This is a genomic window from Pseudonocardia sp. HH130629-09 (assembly GCF_001294645.1).
GTDB lineage: Bacteria > Actinomycetota > Actinomycetes > Mycobacteriales > Pseudonocardiaceae > Pseudonocardia.
In genome coordinates this window covers 209,061-227,651 of sequence record NZ_CP011869.1, presented here as the reverse complement: position 1 = coordinate 227,651, position 18,591 = coordinate 209,061, and the positions used below count along the sequence as shown (strand labels likewise).

General features: G+C 68.0%; 14 protein-coding genes. 9 read left to right on the top strand and 5 right to left on the bottom strand.

The genetic code is table 11. The features are described 5' to 3' along the window. The first annotated feature begins 328 nt into the window (after nucleotides 1-328). Both XF36_RS29335 and XF36_RS29325 read left to right on the top strand, forming a co-directional pair. Entirely contained in the window at nucleotides 329-763 is a 435-nt protein-coding gene (locus XF36_RS29335) for a hypothetical protein (RefSeq protein WP_145981708.1), read from the top strand. A gap of 789 nt (nucleotides 764-1,552) precedes the next feature. Further along, nucleotides 1,553-2,962 carry a hypothetical protein gene (locus tag XF36_RS29325; protein WP_060715172.1) on the top strand — a complete coding sequence of 470 codons (1,410 nt, stop codon included), beginning with the start codon at nucleotides 1,553-1,555 and terminating at the stop codon, nucleotides 2,960-2,962. Here XF36_RS29325 and XF36_RS29320 read toward each other — a convergent pair. After that, the gene (locus tag XF36_RS29320; RefSeq protein WP_082375971.1) at nucleotides 2,896-6,864 is read right to left on the bottom strand and encodes a hypothetical protein; all 3,969 of its coding nucleotides are present in this window, start codon (nucleotides 6,862-6,864) and stop codon (nucleotides 2,896-2,898) included. The genes XF36_RS29325 and XF36_RS29320 overlap by 67 nt on opposite strands. 271 nt (nucleotides 6,865-7,135) lie before the next feature. Between XF36_RS29320 and XF36_RS31090 the strand changes: the two genes are divergently transcribed. Continuing rightward, nucleotides 7,136-7,936 (top strand): RNA polymerase sigma factor, encoded by an 801-nt coding sequence (locus XF36_RS31090; protein WP_168169629.1) that lies wholly within the window; start codon nucleotides 7,136-7,138, stop codon nucleotides 7,934-7,936. Next, nucleotides 7,917-8,426, top strand: coding sequence for a plasmid pRiA4b ORF-3 family protein (locus XF36_RS29315; RefSeq protein WP_238589394.1), 510 nt, complete (start codon nucleotides 7,917-7,919; stop codon nucleotides 8,424-8,426). The genes XF36_RS31090 and XF36_RS29315 overlap by 20 nt, the downstream gene beginning before the upstream one ends. Nucleotides 8,427-8,444: 18 nt before the next feature. Here the strand turns inward: XF36_RS29315 and XF36_RS29310 are convergent, their stop codons facing one another. Beyond that, nucleotides 8,445-9,272: an IS5 family transposase gene (locus XF36_RS29310; protein WP_060713947.1), complete on the bottom strand. Its 828-nt coding sequence runs from the start codon at nucleotides 9,270-9,272 to the stop codon at nucleotides 8,445-8,447. Nucleotides 9,273-9,391: 119 nt separating this feature from the next. On the opposite strand from XF36_RS29310, the gene XF36_RS29305 reads away from it, so the two are divergent. Further along, entirely contained in the window at nucleotides 9,392-9,781 is a 390-nt protein-coding gene (locus tag XF36_RS29305) for a hypothetical protein (protein WP_145981707.1), read from the top strand. Between the two features lie 298 nt (nucleotides 9,782-10,079). On the opposite strand, the gene XF36_RS29300 is transcribed toward XF36_RS29305, so the two are convergent. The 3 genes from XF36_RS29300 to XF36_RS31085 all read right to left on the bottom strand — a co-directional run bounded on the left by XF36_RS29300 (nucleotide 10,080) and on the right by XF36_RS31085 (nucleotide 13,968). Beyond that, a complete protein-coding gene (locus tag XF36_RS29300; RefSeq protein WP_060715169.1) occupies nucleotides 10,080-11,051 on the bottom strand; it encodes a hypothetical protein in 972 nt (323 codons plus the stop codon). A 320-nt stretch (nucleotides 11,052-11,371) separates the two neighbouring features. After that, nucleotides 11,372-12,583: a dienelactone hydrolase family protein gene (locus XF36_RS29295; RefSeq protein ID WP_060715168.1), complete on the bottom strand. Its 1,212-nt coding sequence runs from the start codon at nucleotides 12,581-12,583 to the stop codon at nucleotides 11,372-11,374. 596 nt (nucleotides 12,584-13,179) lie between these two features. Next, nucleotides 13,180-13,968, bottom strand: a complete 789-nt coding sequence (locus XF36_RS31085) for a sulfite exporter TauE/SafE family protein (protein WP_082375969.1) — start codon at nucleotides 13,966-13,968, stop codon at nucleotides 13,180-13,182. Between the two features lie 208 nt (nucleotides 13,969-14,176). Here XF36_RS31085 and XF36_RS29285 point away from each other — a divergent pair, with 208 nt between their 5' ends. The 4 genes from XF36_RS29285 to XF36_RS29735 all read left to right on the top strand — a co-directional run bounded on the left by XF36_RS29285 (nucleotide 14,177) and on the right by XF36_RS29735 (nucleotide 18,327). Beyond that, nucleotides 14,177-15,586, top strand: a complete 1,410-nt coding sequence (locus XF36_RS29285; RefSeq protein ID WP_060711311.1) for an IS1380 family transposase — start codon at nucleotides 14,177-14,179, stop codon at nucleotides 15,584-15,586. A 300-nt stretch (nucleotides 15,587-15,886) separates the two neighbouring features. Beyond that, complete coding sequence (locus XF36_RS29280; protein WP_145981706.1) at nucleotides 15,887-16,744, top strand: hypothetical protein; 858 nt, start codon at nucleotides 15,887-15,889, stop codon at nucleotides 16,742-16,744. Between the two features lie 152 nt (nucleotides 16,745-16,896). Further along, nucleotides 16,897-17,379, top strand: a complete 483-nt coding sequence (locus XF36_RS31080) for a hypothetical protein (protein ID WP_238589393.1) — start codon at nucleotides 16,897-16,899, stop codon at nucleotides 17,377-17,379. 150 nt (nucleotides 17,380-17,529) lie between these two features. Then, complete coding sequence (locus tag XF36_RS29735; protein ID WP_064485720.1) at nucleotides 17,530-18,327, top strand: hypothetical protein; 798 nt, start codon at nucleotides 17,530-17,532, stop codon at nucleotides 18,325-18,327. Nucleotides 18,328-18,591: the final 264 nt, after the last annotated feature.

Genomic DNA, 18,591 nt, shown 5'->3' with positions numbered 1-18,591 from the left:
GCGCGGTCCGCCACGGCGCGCTGGCAGCCGGTGCCGGACGGGAACGGATCGGCATCACACCCACCCCCCTGCGCGGCCTCGCTGCGAACTAGGTGCCATGCCGGCTGCCTTTCGTTAAACAGGATCGACGGCCGTTCCGAATCTGGAATACAAGACGACAGCAGGTCACTATCCACGTAGCGCGACAGCCGGTCAACCGATCGTGTGCGAATTCCGGGCGCTAACCCGCGGGTGCGCGCCCCGGTTGGGTCCTGGGACTGGGCGCAGCTAGCGTCACAGCGCCCCGTGCCACGCCCGCGGGAGCGGCGTGGTCGTGCGGAGGTGACTGGTGGCAGACAGGACTCGTGTCGGCGACGCTCCGCGGACTCTGGCCGAGAAGTTGAACGACCTCGCCCGCCCGCCCGGTAGCACCCGCGCGCTCTACCTCGACGAGATCGTCGAGGGGATCGAGGCCTTGGGTGGACAGGTGTCGCGCACCACGCTGAACACGATGATGCGAGGACGCAACACCAACCCCCGCCGGAAGACCATCGAAGCCCTCGCCATGTACTTCCGCGTCTCGGTCTCCTACCTGCTCGACGACCCGCATCCCGTCGTCACCGACCGTGAGCAGGAGCTGCTCGCGAAGCTGCGTGACCCCGACCTCGCCGCACTGGTCATCGGCATCAGCGAGCTGCGTCCCGAGACCCGTCGGTCCCTCGCCCGGATCGTCGACGACCTGCGGCAGATGCAGAACAGCGAGGAGTCTCACCGCTCCTCCTGAGTGGCCGCGGTGCGTGCTTGGAGCGCCTGATGGGTCGTGAGCGCCGACTCGAGTGCCTCCGCGGCGAGACTCAGCCATCGTTTGGTGCCCTCGTCCCTTGGCCCGGCGCCGCTCGTCCCGGTCGCATCGAACGTCTGCCGAATCGAGGTCAGCGCGTGGATGGCCGCGCTGGACAGCGACGTGAGCTCCCGCTCCAGCCTGCAGATCAGGACTGCCGGCCGGGCGTCATGCTGGGACGTCGTCTCCCCCCGAGGGGCGGGGGGACCAGGGCAATCCGGATAGTCACGAACCACAGCACCTGGCTGGTACATAGCCTCTCCGTCCTGCTCCTGTTTCCGTGCCGGTCGGGTTGCGACCGCGGCGTCGGTCCGAGAGGAGACTCGCGTCGTGGGATGAAAGTTCCCGCGCCGCAAGACTCTTCGAGCCGAGGCGACGCTGCGAGGTGCTCTGCCCATCCAGTGCTGCCCTGCGGGCCAGCCGTCGATGACGCTGTCCCGAGCTCGCCGACCTGACGAGGTCTGCCTCAGCTCTTCGGAGCGCGCCTGGAAGGGGCGGTTCGAGAGGAGACCCGCGCGGCGGTGTCAAAGTTCCCGGCAGAGCAAACTCTCTCCGGAGGTGTCCACGGAGGGAGGGGCACGAACCCGCGAAGGCCTCGCTGGGGTGCCCGTGAGCACGCAGCGCCAGCGGTAGCGTGCGTCCAGTCCGCTGCTGTCACCCCGGGGCGAGCACATCCAGGTGCTGCGCGCCCGAGCGAGAAGATGTACCCCGCGACGACGAGAAGGGCGCCCTGTGGACTGGCCGGACGATGACCGCCTCCCCGAGATGCACACATTTGTCTACTCCGGGATCCGCTTCGATCCGGAGACTGGAATCGCGGAGTTCGATTTCGTCCACGAGGGTAGTTCCCGGCGGTTGTGCTTCACCGAGGGTGTCAAGTTCCCGCTACCCGAGGGCCGTGTCGGCGACACTGAGTTGACGGCGTTTCGTCGGGTTTTGGAACTACTCTATATAGCTGTCGGCACTTTCTACTACAAAGTATCGGCACCGCCGCAAGTGTCGATCACTGCGATGCCGCTTGCCCCGGCGGCCGCAGCCTGGGCTCGGCAGCTTTACCGCGAAGGCCTCGCGGAATACGCACACCGTCACGAGTTGGAGCACGTGCTGGATCTACCGGTGCGCTCCCAGTACCGGGACCCGGTCAACCGGTTGCACGATCTCGGGGCCAGCGGTCGCACACCTCTGGTCGGGTTCAGCGGTGGAAAGGACTCGGTCGTGGCGCTCGAGGTCCTCAAGTCCGGCGGTCTCAACCCGGCCGCATTTACGACCGACCGTCGAGTCAAACCACAGCTCGAACCCTTGATGAGAAGAGCGCAGGTCAGGCTGTTGCGGGTCCGGCCGCGCCCGGACCCACAACTGAAACAGCTGATGCGGCACACGGCGCTCCTTCGGGGGCACGCGCCGCTGACCGCGATGACGTCGCTGGTCGGAACCGCAGTTGCAGCACTGCATGGACTCGGGCCCGCGGTGCTGGCCAACGAACGTTCGGCCGACGAGCCGAACCTGGTCTGGCGCGGCCGCGAGGTGAACCACCAGTGGGCGAAATCCGCCGTAGCAGAACAGGCACTCGACCGTGCTCTTCGCGAGCACACGGGAGTCGCCTCGGGCTGCTTCTCGCTCCTGCGTGGGATGGGCGAGCTAGAAATTTGCCGGATGTTCGCGGCGCTCGACGGTTACGACGAGCTGTTCAGCAGCTGCAACGTCGTGGTCCGGTCCACGGATCCGCACAGGACCGAGCGTTGGTGCCTGGATTGTGCGAAATGCCGGTGGGTCTTCTTGGCGTTGGCGGCGGTCATGCCCCGATCGCGGCTCGTTCATATCTTTCAGCGGGATCTCCTGGACGACCGAGCACAGATCGCCGGATATCGAGAACTGCTCGGGCTGGACGGACACAAACCGCTCGAGTGTGTAGGTGAGATCGCGGAGGCCCGCATCGCGCTACGCCAGCTGGCCGAGGACCAGCAGTGGCGGGACACGGCCGTGCTGAACGAGCTCGCGGCTCAGATCCCACCAGTGCCTTCCGACCAGATGGAAAGAGCGTGGCGTGTCGACCGGGTCGGAACAGTGCCGGAGGCCTACCAGGCCGCGCTCGACCGCTGGTCGTCGCCGACCATGTCGGGGTCCGCGCACGGGGGTTCGTAGGACTCGTCCGGAGAGACGTAGGCATCCCAGGCCTGCGAGGTCAAAGTATCGGGGGTGGCGGCGCAGACCCGACGGATCGCCTCATGAACGTCGAGGTTGAACAACAGCACGGTCTGGTCGCGTGCGCCGCTAGCAAGAATCGACGGAGTGGCCGGCGAGAAAGCGGCGGAATAGACGTTGTCGGTGTGCCCACCCAATGGATTTCCGATCGCGGTGGGCCGGACGGGGTCGGCGACGTTCCACAAGGCCACGGTGCTGTCATGGCTGGCCGCCGCCAGGGTGCTGCCATCACGGCTCCACGACACCTCCCCGAGAACGTTGCGCTGCGCGGTCAGCGGCGGGCCCTGCGCTCGTGCTGACGCCGGGTCGGTGGTGTCCCAGAGCCGGACGGTGTGGTCGAAACCGGCGCTGGCCAGCCGCGTGCCGTCAGGACTGAAGACCAGCCCGTAGATGTTGTCGGTATGCCCAACCAGCGGGGCACCGACAGCACGGGCCCGGGCGGGGTCGCTGGTATCCCAGAGCCGGACCTGACCGTCGTGTCCCGCCGTGGCCAGGGTGCGCCCGTCCGGACTGAAATCAAGGGAGGCGACGATCTCGCCGCGAGTGCCGGCCAACGAGACATTCAGCGGCATGGGCCGCGTCGGGTCGGTGAGATCGAACAGCCGGGTGACACCATCCGCCCCGCCTACGGCGAGGGTGCGCCCGTCGGTGCTGGTCGCCTGGCCGCCGACCTCCACGGGTAGAACGAGGTCCGGCCCCAGCTGGGTGGGCTGACGTGGGTTTCGCATGCTCCACGCTCGGATGGTGCGCCCGCCGCTGCTGACAAGCACGTCGTCGTCACGTCCGGCGAACTCGACGTTGAACCCGCGGGCGCGAAGAGCACCACCCTGCGACAGGGGAGGACCCACTTGGGTCGGCGAGCTCGGATCGGTGGTGTCCCACAGATAGATCGAGTTGTTGTCCAGGTTCCCGACCGCCAACATCCCGCCGTCGTCGCGGAACGCCAGATCCACCGCGGTGCCCGAGCTGGCGGTCAGCCGGGTCTGCGGCAGCGACCACACCCGGATAATCCCGTCACCGCTACCGGCGATCAGCTTGTTCCCGTCCGGGCTGAACTGGACCGAACCGATGCCGCGGCCGCTGTCGGTACGCAGGGGCTGCCCGAGCGGGATCGGCCCAGTGGGGTCAGCGATGTTCCATAACGTCACGCTGCTGTCCGACGAGGCCGCCGCCAGAGTGGTGCCGTCCGAGCTGATAGCGGCCGCGAGAATGGATGAAGCTCGGTCGACGGGCGGCTGTGCGATCAGCCGGGGTCCGGCCGGATCCGAGGTGTCCCACAGCCGGAGGGCACCGGCGACGCCACCGGCGGCGAGGATGTCCCCGCCGGGGCTGACCGCAACGGCCTGGGTCCGGGGCGTGCCGCCGTCCAGTGCCGGCAGCGCGATCGGACGGGCGGGGTCGGTGATGTTCCACCGGGCGACCGTGCCCTCGTCCCCCGCGGCCGTCAGAGTGGTGCCGTCCGGGCTGACCACCAACCCGCTTCCGTAGACCTTCGTGCTCGCTCCGGGAAGCCGTACACCGAGGTCGACCGGCCGGGCGGGGTCGGCGATGTTCCAGAGTCCGAGGACACCATCCTCATCCATTGCGATCAGCAGCTTGCCGTCCGGGCTGACCGCCAGGGCGCTGATCCCCGCTGGGCCGGTCGGCAACTCCGGGGTCAGCGCTGCTGGGAGGTGCGGGTCGGCGACGCTCCATACCTGCAGCACGCTCTGATCCGACCTTGCGTTGCCCACGCTGCTGATAACGACCGGGCGACCGGGAACTACCGCGAGCCCGGTCACCGGTCCGGACACCGGGAGTGTGCTCGTGGGCTGGTGTGTCCCCGCCTCATCCGCGGCCCACATCCGGATGGAGCCGTCATCGCTGCCGCTGACCACCGTAGAGCCCGCGATCACCGCGCGCGCCACACCACGATGACCGCGCAGCGGGTGCGCCAGCGGCTGGTTCTGGGTGTCGAGCAGCGTGGTGTAGAGCGCTGGGTCGGGTTGCCGCTGGTAGGCCGCGAGATAAAGCTGTGCGGCCATTGATGGGTCGGCCGGTTGCAAGGCCCTCGCGTGGGCTTTGACCTCGGCAAGGATGGCGCGCTGCTGAGACTGGTACCTAGTCACGGCCTGATGGCCGGCGAGGACGGCCAACGCGGCGATGACTGCGACGACAGCGGTCACCGCCCCGCGCACTCGATGGCGGCGCCGTGCGAATCGGCGCTCCTGCTCATCAGCAGCCGCGAGGAACTCACGCGTGATGCCGGTGACGCTCACCGCGCCGGAGGCTGAGCGGGTGGTGACCCGGTGGGCGTCGCTGAGCAGGGTGCCCCGATACAACTGCTCGTCAGGCCTGCCCGCCTCGTCCCAGATCCGCGCCGACCGATCGATCGCTTGTCGCCGCACGTGGTCGGTGCGCTCGGAATCGATCGCATCCCGTAGCAGCGGCCACGCCCGCCACAACGCTTCATGCGTGATCTGCACCGTGTCCTCACCGACGGTGATCAGTCGCGCTGCCGCCAGAACATCCAGCGCCTGGGCGGTGGGGCCCTCAGGTGGGACGACGTCGTGCCGATCCAGCCTCTGGTGGGTGTCCTGGCCGTGATGGTCTCCGACCCGCACCATCCGCACGAGCAGCGCCAGGGCGGTGTCGCCGACCCCAGCGGCCTGAAGGCGTTCCCACGCCTGGGTGGCGGTGTGCGCGACCGCGCCGTCGAGGCCGCCGACCCGTTCGTAGGCGCGGACGGTCATCGGCCCGGACTGGTTCATCAAGGCCAGGACGTGGGAGATCAGCGGCAGCTGCCCGTCGACGGTGCCGCCGCTGATCACCCCCGCGTCGGCAAGGAGCCGAGTGACCAGGTCGTTTCCGATCGTGATCCCGGCACGCCGGGCAGGTTCCTTGATCGCCTCACTCAGCTCGTCGCTGGTAAGCGGATCGAGGTTGAACGGGGCGTCGAGGGCAGGCTTCAACGGCGCGAGCCGCCGCAGGTCCGGATAGAAGTCGTTCCGGCAGGCGATGACGACCACGGCGGCCGGTCCGGCCGACGCCGCTGGGGTGACCGAGTCGGTGCGCGGTGTGGCCGCGTCGACGAGTGCGGTCACGAACCGCCGCCGAAGATCCTCGTCGACTGTGAAAACCTCCTCGAACTGGTCGACCACCAGGAACATCGGACGACCAGCGGCCGCGGCCTCGGTATCCACCGGCGTGGAGGAGTGGCCAGCCTGTTCAAGTGCCTCGGCGAGGGCAGCGAGCGGGTCCGGGCCGGGTGTGATCACGGCAGCCGGCCAGGCCGCGGCCTCGGGAACGGAGTCCAACCCGTGCCGTTCCAGAGCGGGGAGCAACCCGGCGGCGAGCAGGCTGCTCTTCCCGATCCCGGACGGGCCGAGTACGACGAGCACCCCGGGGGCGCGCGAGCGGACCAGGGCATCGATGCGGCCGCGCAGCGACTCGATGGCCGGCCCACGCCCGAAGAAGCGCTTAGCATCGTGGCGGCCGTACGGTGCCAGGCCCTGATACACGATCTGCGGTTGCTGACCGTTGGTGGCCTCTACTCGGCCGGACTCCGCGAGGGCTCGCTCGTAGGCGCTTCGCCACCATCCCGCCCGCAGCAACGTCTCCCGCACCTGGCGCGGCGGGTTCCTACTGTGCTCCCGCACTCCCGCAACCATCAGTTCCAACTGACGGAACCCGGTCGGCAGCGTGGTGCCACTCAGCCAGCGGCTGATAGTAGGCCTCGAGGGCGCCTCGGCATCACCGATCTGGGCCGCCCAGTCCGCCAAGGTACGCGCCGACGCAGGCCGGGATCCTGGCACTCGTCGCAGCTCGTTGAGGTGCGCAACGAACCATTCCGGTGCCGCCATCAGTCCCTCTCAGTGAGCGCCTAGATCGTCTCAGTGAACATCCAGATCACCCGTGCTGACCAGGTCGTTCGCCCGCTGAACCAGATGAGAGGGGCCATCTAGGTCACCGAGTTGCGACGCTCGGACCACGTCCGGGGGATCATCGTATAGGCCGAGGTGTCAGCTGATGTTCGACTGCACGAGCCCGACCGCGTCGGCTCAGAGCACTGATCTCCCCAATGGATCGATCCCGTTCGCTCGACACAGACTCGCACTGGCAGCGCCCCGGACGGTGGGGAACACGTCCACCGCCGACGCTGCCGGACCGAGCCGTACCCCCGGCGCACGGGTCGACGCTCTCGATCCGCTCTCGGATGCCGGTCTGCTGCGCGCCCACTTGGACGGCGACCCGCAGTCGTTCAACGAGCTGATCCGGCGCCACCGCACCCTGCTCCGCATCGTCGCCCTCCGGGTCCTGGAGAACCATCACGACGCCGATGACGCCGTGCAGGACGGTCTACTACGCGCTTTCCGCAGCGCGGACACCTACGCCGGGCGCAGTTCGGTCGGAGCTTGGCTTCGCACGATCATCGAGAACACCGCCCGCACCGCCGCTCGCACCCGGCAACGCGACCAACGCCGCGTCACCGACATCTCCACCAGCCGCCTTGCCGACACCGAACAGGTCGGTGCCGACCCCGCAGACGTGGTCACAGACCGGGCCCTTATCGCCATGGCGTTGGCCCAGATCCCCACCCCCTGGCGCCGGACCTTCGAGCTGATCAAGGTCAACGGACTGTCCTACGCAGAAACTGCCGAGGTCCTCGGCGTGCCCATCGGGACCGTCCGCAGCCGCATCAACCGGGCCAACGCCGCCCGAGCACAACTCCGGGCGAAGGAACGCGAAGCTCGCGGGAACCATTTAGAGGTCGTTGCAGAAGTCCGGGAGCGGGTGCAGGGGGTGCGAGGAGCGGTGGGAGCATCGCAGCATGGCGAGGCCTCGGGTGACGACGAAGACGAAGATCTTCCGGATCGAGATCGTGTTGGTCGATGTCGAGCCGACCGTGCGACGGGTGGTCGAGGTTCCGGGTGAGGCCAGCCTCGCGGTCCTGCACGAGGTCGTGCAGGACGCGATGGGCTGGACCAACTCCCACCTGCACGAATTCGAGATCGACGGTGTCCGCTACGGGCTGCCTGATCCGGATTGGGACACCGGCACGCTCGACGAGGCCAAGACGAAGTTGTTCCGGGTGCTGGCTGCCGGTGATGACGCCGGCTACGTCTACGACTTCGGCGACAACTGGCACCACGTTTTGGTCGTCGACGCGGTCACCATCCCAGAGCCTGGGGTGCGGTACCCACGCTGTGTCGAGGGTCAGGGTGCGTGTCCGCCCGAGGATGTGGGCGGGGTGTTCGGCTACTCGGAGTTCGTCGACGCACTCGCCGATCCCGATCATGCTGAGCACGCCGAGCGGGTCGAGTGGTGGGGCTCGGACCGGTTCGACCCACACCACTTCGACCTCGTCGCCACCGACCGAGCGCTGGAGCGTTTGGCCGGGGCGAGCGCGACGGCGCGGTCCTGATCCACCGCGAGGGGTCGTTCAGGGCAGACGGCGCAAACAGATCAACGCGCACGCCAGTTTCAGCAAGGCCTCGATGCTGGTGCGGGAGCGTTCGTAGCGCAGCCCGAGCCGCCGGAACGACAGCAGCCAGGCCATCGTGCGCTCCACGACCCACCGGACCCGGCCGAGCCGGGAGGAGTCTTCGACTCCGCGGCGAGCGATCCGCACCCCGATCCCGCGCCCGGTCAGGTAGCGGCGACACCGTGGATAGTCGTAGCCCTTGTCGGCGTGCAGCTTGCCGGGACGCCGCCGCGGGCGTCCGGCCTGGCCGCGCCGTTCGCGGACGCCGGGGTTGGTGTCGAGCAGCTCGGCCAGTATCCGGCTGTCGTGGGTGTTCGCGCCGGTCACGACCGCGTGCAGCGGCAGGCCGTTGCGGTCGCACAACACGTGGTACTTCGACCCGGCCTTCCCACGATCGGTCGGCGAGGGCCCCGTCTGTTCGCCGCGGCGCTTGGCGCGCACGCTGACCGAGTCCACCGCAGCTCGCGACCAGTCCAGAACCCCGGCCTGGCCGAGCCGATCGAGCACTACTCGGTGCAGCTCATCCCAGACCCCCGCCCGCTGCCAGTCGCGTAGCCGTCGCCAGCAGGTGGTCCCTGATCCACAGCCCAACTCGGGCGGCAGGTCGTTCCAGCCGATCCCCGTGGTCAGCACGAACACGATCCCCGCCAGCGCGGCCCGGTCCGGTACTGGTGGCCGGCCGGTCCGCGCGCCTCGCCGACGTGGCCGAGGACGGGGAAGCAGCGGCTCAATCAGCTCCCACAGCTCGTCGGTGACCAGTCGTTCGACCGTCGATGCCCTTGCCATCAACTCTGAGCATCACCCGACCAGGTCCATCTACATAGGACCAACACGCCCCGACTTCTGCAACGACCTCTTAGACTCCTCCGCGAGTCTCCTCTACTGACCAGCGCATCGGAGCGGCTGTGACCACACCGCCCGAAGACCGCAACTCCCCGGCACCGTTCAGCTGGGAGGACCTGGCGGATCTGCGCGCCGGGACACTTACCGCTGGACAAGAGGAACGGCTACGCATCGTGATGGACCGCAACCCTGACCTCGCTCACCACATGCTGGCCGACCTCGCCGCAGTCGAGACCGAGTTTCCAGACCCGCCCAACGCGCACGACCCTCTCCACGTGCCGCCCCAGGTGGCCGTCCGATGGCAATCCGCAATCGCGCGCGAGGCCGAACGCCGAGCCCACGGGTACCGCGCCGACCTGAAGGACTCGAACGACGCGGCGGACCGTGTGGGTATGACCGAACCGGCGCCTGAAGACCACTACCGCAAGGAGCCCGGGGACGAGCAGGGTTGAGCGCTCGCCTCAACCAGTTCGCTCGGCAGGGGCCCACGTGTCGCCTTCCAGGTCCAGGAGTATCGACGCCCCTTCATCCGGCCGTGGGGCTCGCGGCCTGCCGCCCCGGGGCGCGGTAGTCCGGTCGCCGTTCCGGGCTCGGTGAACTCGCGGCTCCCACCTCGAAGTAGTCGTTGGCCAGGTCAGAGCGCCGGACCGGTGGAACCGGGCTCGATGAGCTCCATGACCAGTAGCGCTGACTGCGGTCCGACGTTGGTCCTCGCCCCGTCGGACGTCGCAGTGTTGAGACGACTTCTGCTCAGCCCGTCGTCGGCCGGGCGACCAGCCGGTCCGCCCGCCCTGGCGCGGAGCGCAGCTCAGGAGGGGAGTCGGGTGCTGTCGTCATCCCGATGTAGGCGCTGACCAGCGATGGGGCTGCTGATGCCGTGGGCACTCGGTCGGTGCCGGTGCGGCCGTCGAGGATGACGGGTCCGGCGTCGGTGTAGCCGTAGACCATCCCGTGCCAGGCCGCGGTGACCGTCGGGATGGCCCGTCCGGAGTCGCGGGTGATCCGCCACAGCTCGGTGCCGTCGTCGTCGAAGGCGAGGACGGCGTCGGTGCCGGTGTAGGGGGCCAGCGAGCAGATCGTCAGGTCCTGCTCGTCGGAGCGGCACGACCAGCCCGGTTGCCCGTTGAGCGGGCTGTCGACCGGGCGGCCGGTGGCGGTGTCGATGACCTGGCTGCCGCCCCAGGCATTCTCCACCGTGCGCAGGTTCACCAGCGCCTGCGACGCCCCGACCGGCCAGACGGTGCTGCCGTCGACCCCGGCCCAGCGAGGGCGCCCATCGGCCAGGGACAGGCCGCGTAGTTCGCTCCTCGCGAGGTCACGGAGGCTGACTACGACGGTGTCATCGGTGAGCAGCTGCGCGGCGACGTCGGGCACCGACCACATCAGCCTGTCCGAGGCCAGGTCGACCGCCGCGGTGAGCGCGGTGTCGGCGGCCGCGGCGCTGACGATCGCGGTCGTGCCGACCACGCCGGCGACGTAGACGGTGAACCCGGTGAGCGAGGCCTCGAGCCAGGTGTCGGGAAGCGGCACGGTGGCCGTGGTGAGGGTCTGGGCGGTCTGCGGGTCGGCCGAGACCAGCTCGATGCCCCGCCGGGCCGGGGTGGTGCCCTGGCCGGGTTGTTCGACCGGCCACGCGGCGAGCACGCGTCGCCCGGCGGGCAGATCGGCGAGCACCGGGGCGCGCAGGACGTCCGGGGCGCCGATCGCGGTCGGACGGGACACATCGAGCCCCGCGAACAAGGGCGACCGGGGGGGGACCACCGGTGATCATGTCGCCCGTGCTGAGGTCGGTGCGGGTCAGGCCGCCCTCGGCCAGCGACCAGCCGTGGATGCCGTCGAGGACCTGCGGGACGGGGATGGCGGTGTCGCGGCCGAGGGTGAGCTCGGGCGGCCCGAACGCAGTCGGCGGGTCGAACGCCTGCCTGATGAGAGGAGGGGGAGGGGGAGGGCCGGGATCGGCGGGGGGCGTTGCGGTGCAACCCGCCAGCACGGCCGCGACCACGAAAGCCCCGGCCGCAACACCCCGGCCCCGCCGCGGTGGTCTAGCGGGTGAACAGATCGCTGCCGAGGTAGATGTCCCAGTCGGCGTCTTCAAGGCCGTGCCCCCCGGATCGCAGGTGATAGCTCATGCCCGGCCCGCGGAAGCCCTCGCCGGCGGCCGGTGGCCAGCTGGTCGAGGACAGTCCGGTGTCACCGAGCCCGTAGAGCTCGTAGACCGGGGCGGCACCGAGATAGGACAGGAACTCGCCCTGGGGGTCGGCGTTGCCGTCCTCTGCGGCCGAGGCGACCACGACCCGGCCGGGCGCGATCAGCGCGAGCAGCTCGTTCTGGTCCACCGGCAGAGCGTCGGCGTTGCCGTCGTAGCGCTTGTAGGTCTCAGGGAACCAGTGCGGGAACTGGGAGTTGATCGCCGAGATCGACTCCCCTGCCGAGTCGCGGCGGGCGAGCTTCGCCCCGGTGGAGCCGGAGTTGTTCGAGATGACCACCGGGAACCGCGGGTCCTGGGCGCCGGCCCACAGCGCGGCCTTCCCACCCCGGGAGTGCCCGATCACCGCGACCTTGCTCGGGTCGATGTCCGGATCGGTCTGCAGGTAGTCCATCGCCCGGCTCGCGCCCCACGCCCACGCGCTGATCGTGCGCCCGGCGTCGGCGGGCAGGTCCTGGCCGGCCGGGTAGAAGGCGTCGATGACGCCGTTGCGGTAGGAACCCGCGTCGTCGGGGGCGATCTCCTCGGCGTTGACCGCGGCCAGGGCGTACCCGGCGCCGGTGATCGTCGCCGCGGGGGCGTAGCCGCCCGAGCCGGGATCGTCCCCGACCGAGCCGCGGTGGTCGATCAGCAGGAACGTGCCCTTCGGCGTGCCCGACGAGGGGGTGAACAGCCGCAGCGTAAAGCTCGCATCGCCCTCCGGGCCGGTCACCGTGATGGTGATCTTCTTCGCCGAGCCGCCCCCTCCGCCGGCCTCGGAGAACGTCGTCTTCGTCGGCGCGGGCAGCGACGTGCCGTAGACGTTCTCCTCGAACGCCGCGAGCAGCTCCGGGCGCTGCTGCTCCCAGGCCCGCGCACTGGTGATCCGCTCACCGGAGTCCGAGGTCAGCGGATCCGGGACACCCAGGTCATCGAGCGGACCCGCCACCCGGGCCACAGCCGCCGCGGACACCGGGCGACTCTCGCCATTGACCCCCGCGGTGCAGGTCACCATCGAGCCGGACGTCTCTGCGGGCAGCGCGGCCGCGACGACCGCGAGAGCCCCCACCAGAACACCGATCGACGACAGTCGGCGCCGCCGCCCGTAAGCAGGCCTCATCTGCATCCATTCTTCAGTACAGATGAGGCTAGTAGATCCAGTAATGAGGATCTACTCTTCAAGGGCATGAGCCTCGACGAGACGGCGCAGCGGAGGACCGATCCTGTGGTAGGTCCACGGTCCGCGACATGAGCTACGCCCCCGAGGAACAGGACGCGCTGGTCGCAGGCAGGGACATCCTCCGGCTATACCTCCGGTGCGACGGCGGTCAGCGACGGTCGTCCCGACCGGGACCTCCGGGGGCCCGCCAGCCAGCCCGGCCCACGAATCCAGGCTAGATGTAAGGGTTGTGAGAGATCTGCCTGTTACAGCAGGCTCGGTCTGGCGGAGTGTGCCTTCAGCCCCAAGGAGGAGCGAGATTCGTGGCTGGACTTAACAAGACACGGCAGGCGCTTCGTCTGAGCCCTGATCGTGAGCCCCATTCTCCTCGCGGAGATCAGTCGGCGAGCGTGCTCTCATTATCTCCTGTGATGAGACCCAGGTTCTTAGAGCAGACGCTCAGGCATGTACTTCTCAGGTTCCGATCTGCTGGATCGAGGTCTCACTCAGCCGATAATCGCCAGCCGAACCGCGGAGGCGACGATGCAGATCGCCAGAAGCATCTTTAGGTAAAACTCAGATATGCGACCGGCTACTACGGTGCCAACAAGACTGCCTATGATGTTCGCAATCGCCAGCACTAGGACCAACTTCCAGTCTGGCGTAGCCACAATCCAGAGCAGCGTCGCTGAAGCAAGATTGAACACTCCCTGAATTGCGCGGGAGTCGGCTAGGCAGTCATGCACAGGCCGGCCCGAGAGTCGCGATAGCGCCGTCTGCAAGAGACTCCCGGTTGCTGGCCCGATGAATCCGTCGTAAAAGCCGATGCTTGCAACCACCGCGGGTGTCGCTGGGCTAAGTACCGGAGCACTAGCCTCAGAACCACCCTCAGTGCTAGCTCCGCCGCGAAACGCCGACCATGTCATATAGACGGCCAGCAGAAGAAGAGCCGCTATAACTATAGGTGTGAACTCTGACACTGAGAACTGGCTCGCGGTAAAGACTCCGAGGCTCAATGCGAGCAATCCGCAGCCGATGTACAGCAGCAAAACTCGCGTTCTCAGGATCGACGGCCGAATCTGGCGATAACGCACGGCTGCGGCGAGATTCCCGAGTATCGCGACGGCTTTGTTGATTGCCAACGGTGCAACCGCCGCCCCTGCAGGAGCTACCCCCAACAGGGCCGGCAGTAGTACGACGCCGCCCGACCCGACAGCAGCATCGAGTATGCCGGCGCCGAAAGCAGCTGCGAGCACAAGCGTGAGCTCGCTGGCCGACAGAGACCAAAGATCCATTGCTGCAGACTCCCGTAAGGAGTCTGTATGGATCAACCCTTACTGCCGTTCGTGCTCTGCGGCACCCAAGCCGCAGATGCGGGTTAGCCTGGGGCTTTCATCGCGGTTCGCCGAGTAGGGCGTGTCAGTGGGCTGGAGGGTGCCACTGACCAGCGAAGATGGGGATTGCTGAAGTCCTTATCGTCGCGCAGGCAGGAGCACCCTCCAGGTGAAGAAGGCTATCGGGTTCTACCCGTGCCCGGACATCGACACGGCTGCGACGACGGTGGTGTCTCACGCCGGGACGCGGCTGCTGACCGAGACCATCGCCAAGGTCGGCCTGGACCGAGCCCTGTCGGTTGGGCTGGAGCCGTGGCGGCCGCGGCTGGCGGTGCACGACCCGGCGAAGGTTCTGCTCGACCTCGCGCTCACCCTCGCCGCGGGCGGGGACTGCCTGTCCGACATCGCCCTGCTGCGTGCCGAGCCCACCCTGTTCGGTCTGGTGGCGTCGGACCCGACGGTCTCACGCACGGTCGACCGCCTCGCCGCCGACGGTGCCGCGGCGTTGGCCGCGATCGACACCGCCCGCGCCGCAGCACGGGCGAAGGCGTGGGCACTGGCCGGGCCCGCAGCCCCCGACCACCAGACGAACGCAGCGAAACCGCTGGTCATCGACGTGGACGCCACCCTGGTCACCGCCCACTCCGACAAGCAGGGCGCCGCACCGACGTTCAAGAAGGGCTTCGGCCACCATCCGTTGTGGGCGTTCTGCGACCACGGCGCGGCCGGAACCGGAGAGCCTCTCGCGGCGCTGCTGCGGCCGGGCAATGCGGGGTCGAACACCGCCGCCGATCACGTCACCGTCATCCGCGCCGCCCTGCGCCAGCTCCCCGACCACAAACCCGGCAACCGTCCCGGGCGGAAGGTACTGATCCGCATCGACGGTGCCGGCGCCTCCCACGAGCTCCTCGACTGGCTGACCGGGCAGCGCCTGTCCTACTCGGTCGGGTTCAGCCTCACCCAGGAACTGGTCGACCAGCTCGCCGCTCTCCCGGCTGCGGACTGGCAGACCGCGCTCGACGCCGACCGTGAGCCCCGCCCGGGCGCGTGGGTCATCGAGGCCACCGGCTTGATGAACCTGGGGACCTGGCCGGACGGGATGCGGGTGATCGTGCGCCGCGAACGCCCACACCCGGGCGCGCAGCTGCGGTTCATCGACCGGGACGGGTTGCGCTACACCGCGTTCGCCACCAACACCCGCCCCGGCGGCCCCGGCCGCCAACTCGCCGACCTCGAGCTGCGACACCGCCGCCGCGCCCGCGCCGAGGACCGCATCCGCGCGGCGAAGGACACCGGGCTCACGAACCTGCCACTGCACGAGCTCGACCAGAACCGGATCTGGCAGGCCGTGGTCGCGCTCGCCTGCGAGGTCACCGCCTGGGCGCAGATGCTCGCCTACACCGGGCACCCGGCACGCCGTTGGGAGCCGAAACGACTCCGGCTGCGGCTGTTCTCGATGCCCGCCCAGCGAGCCCGTCACGCCCGCCGAACCGTGCTGCACCTGCCTGCGCACGCACCCTGGGCCGAACTGCTCTGCGACGGCCTCGCCCGGCTGCGCACGCTCGCTGTTCCCGGCTGAGCACGAACCCTCCGTCGCGACGACCCAGGAAACCGACCGGACCCGTGGACCCGGCGCCCCGAGCGACCTCGGCCGAACTGTCACACCCAACGGGCACAATCAGGCCCCGCCACACCGGCCAGCACCGGTGTCGATCAAGCCAGGACTGCCCGACGAAAGATCCGGGTTAGGGCGTCTAAACGATCGCCGAGCAGCGAGCAAATTGTAGCGCAGCGCTGATGCCTACAGAGAGCGAACGGTGAGATCGAATTGCACAACTTTTTCTTGTTCGGGCCTGCTGATGCCACAGAAGACTTCCGCGTGTACGAACCCCTGCTTCAAGGTTCGACAGTCGCGCGGTTTATATATGAAGAGTTCGCCAATTCTGCTGACATACCCATGGATTGGCTCATAGGCGGCGAAGTCCCGCATCTTCACCCGGTGTTCCTCCGCTGGCTGAGGCAATTGGCCGGAATGCTTGCCGTAGCGCGAGTTCTTGAGGAGGATCACGGTGCGGCCCCCCTTTACGGGGGCATCTCCTTGGGGGAACTCGCAGCGCTGCGCGCGTCAGGCGCTATTACGACCGAATTAGTGGTGAAGTTCCTCTATGAGAGACACCTTCAGGATGTCGACAGAGAGGAGGCCATCGGGTTCGTGTTCGTTCCCGCGTCGGAGGACTGGCGGTACTACGAACAGCCGGACCGCATGACGGTCTCGTGCGACTACGGTCCGGTGCTCGGTGGTGCCGGGCGCATGATCATGGTGTCCGGTCTACGCGTAGCATTGGAATCCGCACGCACCCACGGCCCCGCGGACCTCCAGATCGTGGACCGCGCCCTTGCCCACCAGGCGTACCACTCACCGTTCCGGGAGTCGAGTCGGCTGCGGCTGGAGTCGCTACTGGAGCGAAGCACGCTTGGCCACCCCGTGATGCCCGTGGTCACATCAATCCCCGGCAGGTACACCGTGTCATCCGGAGCGGAGGCAGCGGACGCGCTCGTTGTCAGTGAGACCCAGTGCCTGGATGTTCCGGGCCTGGTGGAGACCGCCCGGCGATATGCGCCCAGCCGAACCTACGTCATCAGTTCCTTTCTGCGTCAGCTGGAGATCGATTTTCACGTTCCGACTGAGTACGTGGACGACGTCTGGCTGGAACGGAGGTTTGGCTCGACCCCCTGAGAGCGTCGGTGCTCTCCCGGGCAGCCTTAGAGATCGTCGCATGTAAGGAACTCTCCGTGCTTAAAACTGGGCAATCAGTGATTCCTACAACCCGGTCCGTAGCCGAGACGGGCTGGCATGTGCTGACAAGGGATGATCCGGATCTCGGAGCGTTGCTGGATGCCGAAGCGCGTTACCAGTCCGGCTGCCTATCGATGGTCGCGTCCGCCAGTTTGGCCCCGCCATCCGTCCTCTGCGCGAACGGCACAGTTCTCTCGAGTGTTACGGCCGAGGGCTATCCCGGAGCCCGCTACCACCCGGGCGCCGTCCACTTTGACGCGATCGAGACACTCGCCGTCGAACGGGCAAAACGGGTCTTTGCAGCCCGGTACGCCAATGTGCAGCCGCATTCCTGCTCCTCGGCCAATCTGGCGGTCCTGGCTGCGCTGCTTCCCCGCGGAGGCCGACTGCTTGCGCTCGATCTCGATGCTGGCGGACACCTGACACACGGCGCCCGCGCCTCTGTCAGCGGCAAATACTACGATGTAGCCCGCTACGGGGTCGGGTCGGACGGCACGCTCGACTACGGGGCGATACGTGACCGGGCCTTGGAACACCGGCCGGATGTCATCATCGCGGGGGCCAGCGCTTACTGAGCCTTTTTCAACCTGACCAGCGAGCTTCTGCGTCAGGAGATCGCGAAGGTTGCAGCGCAACTGCTCTGACCACAGCTGCACAGGTCACCGGCTCGCCAGCTCGGCGTCTGCACCCACACAACCAGGCCCCTGAGCTGCCGGAACGGCAGGTTGAAAAAGGCTCACTGTCGGTACATCGACTTCAGCCGATTCCGGGACATCGCCGACGAGACCGGCGCACTCCTTCTCGCCGACATCTCGCACATCGCGGGCCTGGTGGCCACGGGGCTGCATCCGAGCCCGATCGATCGCGCCCACATCACGACAACCAGCACCTACAAGCAGCTTGCTGGCCCCCGGGGCGGGTTGATCCTGCTCGGTGAGGATTATCTCCGCACCTGCTCCGATGGACGGACCAAGCTGTGGCAGCTCATGCAGCGCGCCGTCTTCCCGGGCTTCCAGGGGACCCCGGACCCGTCCTCGATCGCGGCCAAGGCGCGAGCCCTGGCCATTGCGTCTAGCGGCGATTTCCACGCCACGATGAAACGCGTCGTCGACAACGCGAAGGCCCTGGCGGACGAGCTCCAAGCGCTGGGCTACAAGGTGTTAACCGACGGTACCGACAACCACATGGTCCTAGTCGACGCCCAGGCCGCCGGGCTCACCGGAATCGTGGCGGAGCAGGCGCTGGAGGAGTGCGGAATCCTCGGCAACCGCAACAAGATCCCCGGCGACCTACTGCCACCGACCGTGACAGGTGGTCTGCGATTCGGCACCAACATTCTCGCGCAGCGCGGTATGCAACCCTCCGAGATCCGCATGTGTGCGGGGCTCGTGCACGAAGTGCTGTCGCAGGTGCGAATGCTAACGCCGACGCTCTATGAGTTGGACGCGACGCGACGGGACGCGGTTCGCGAACGCGTGACCGCCCTGTGTCTGCGGTTTCCGGTCCCAGTCGACCGCGTATAGACGGCCCGATCGGAAAGGTTGCTCAGGCCATGACGTTCGTTGACCCCCTGTCCAACACCTTACCCTCAACCGATTCGTTCCCGTTGTCCTCGGCATTGGGGCTACGCCCGCGACCAGGATCTAGACAGCTGGGCGAGCGGCTAACCCGTTCAGTCGACATCACATTCTCTGCAGCTGTCGGTGAGAGCTCTCGCCGGTCGTTCCTGATTGTGGCGACCGCGGTCCTCGTCCACCGCTACACGGGTCTGGACCGAGTCTCCATTG

Coding starts and splice junctions, on each gene's coding strand:
- XF36_RS29320 (WP_082375971.1), bottom strand. CDS start 6,864: ATGGCGGCACCGGAATGGTTCGTTGCGCACCTCAACGAGCTGCGACGA.
- XF36_RS29310 (WP_060713947.1), bottom strand. CDS start 9,272: ATGGCAAGGGCATCGACGGTCGAACGACTGGTCACCGACGAGCTGTGG.
- XF36_RS31085 (WP_082375969.1), bottom strand. CDS start 13,968: ATGGATCTTTGGTCTCTGTCGGCCAGCGAGCTCACGCTTGTGCTCGCA.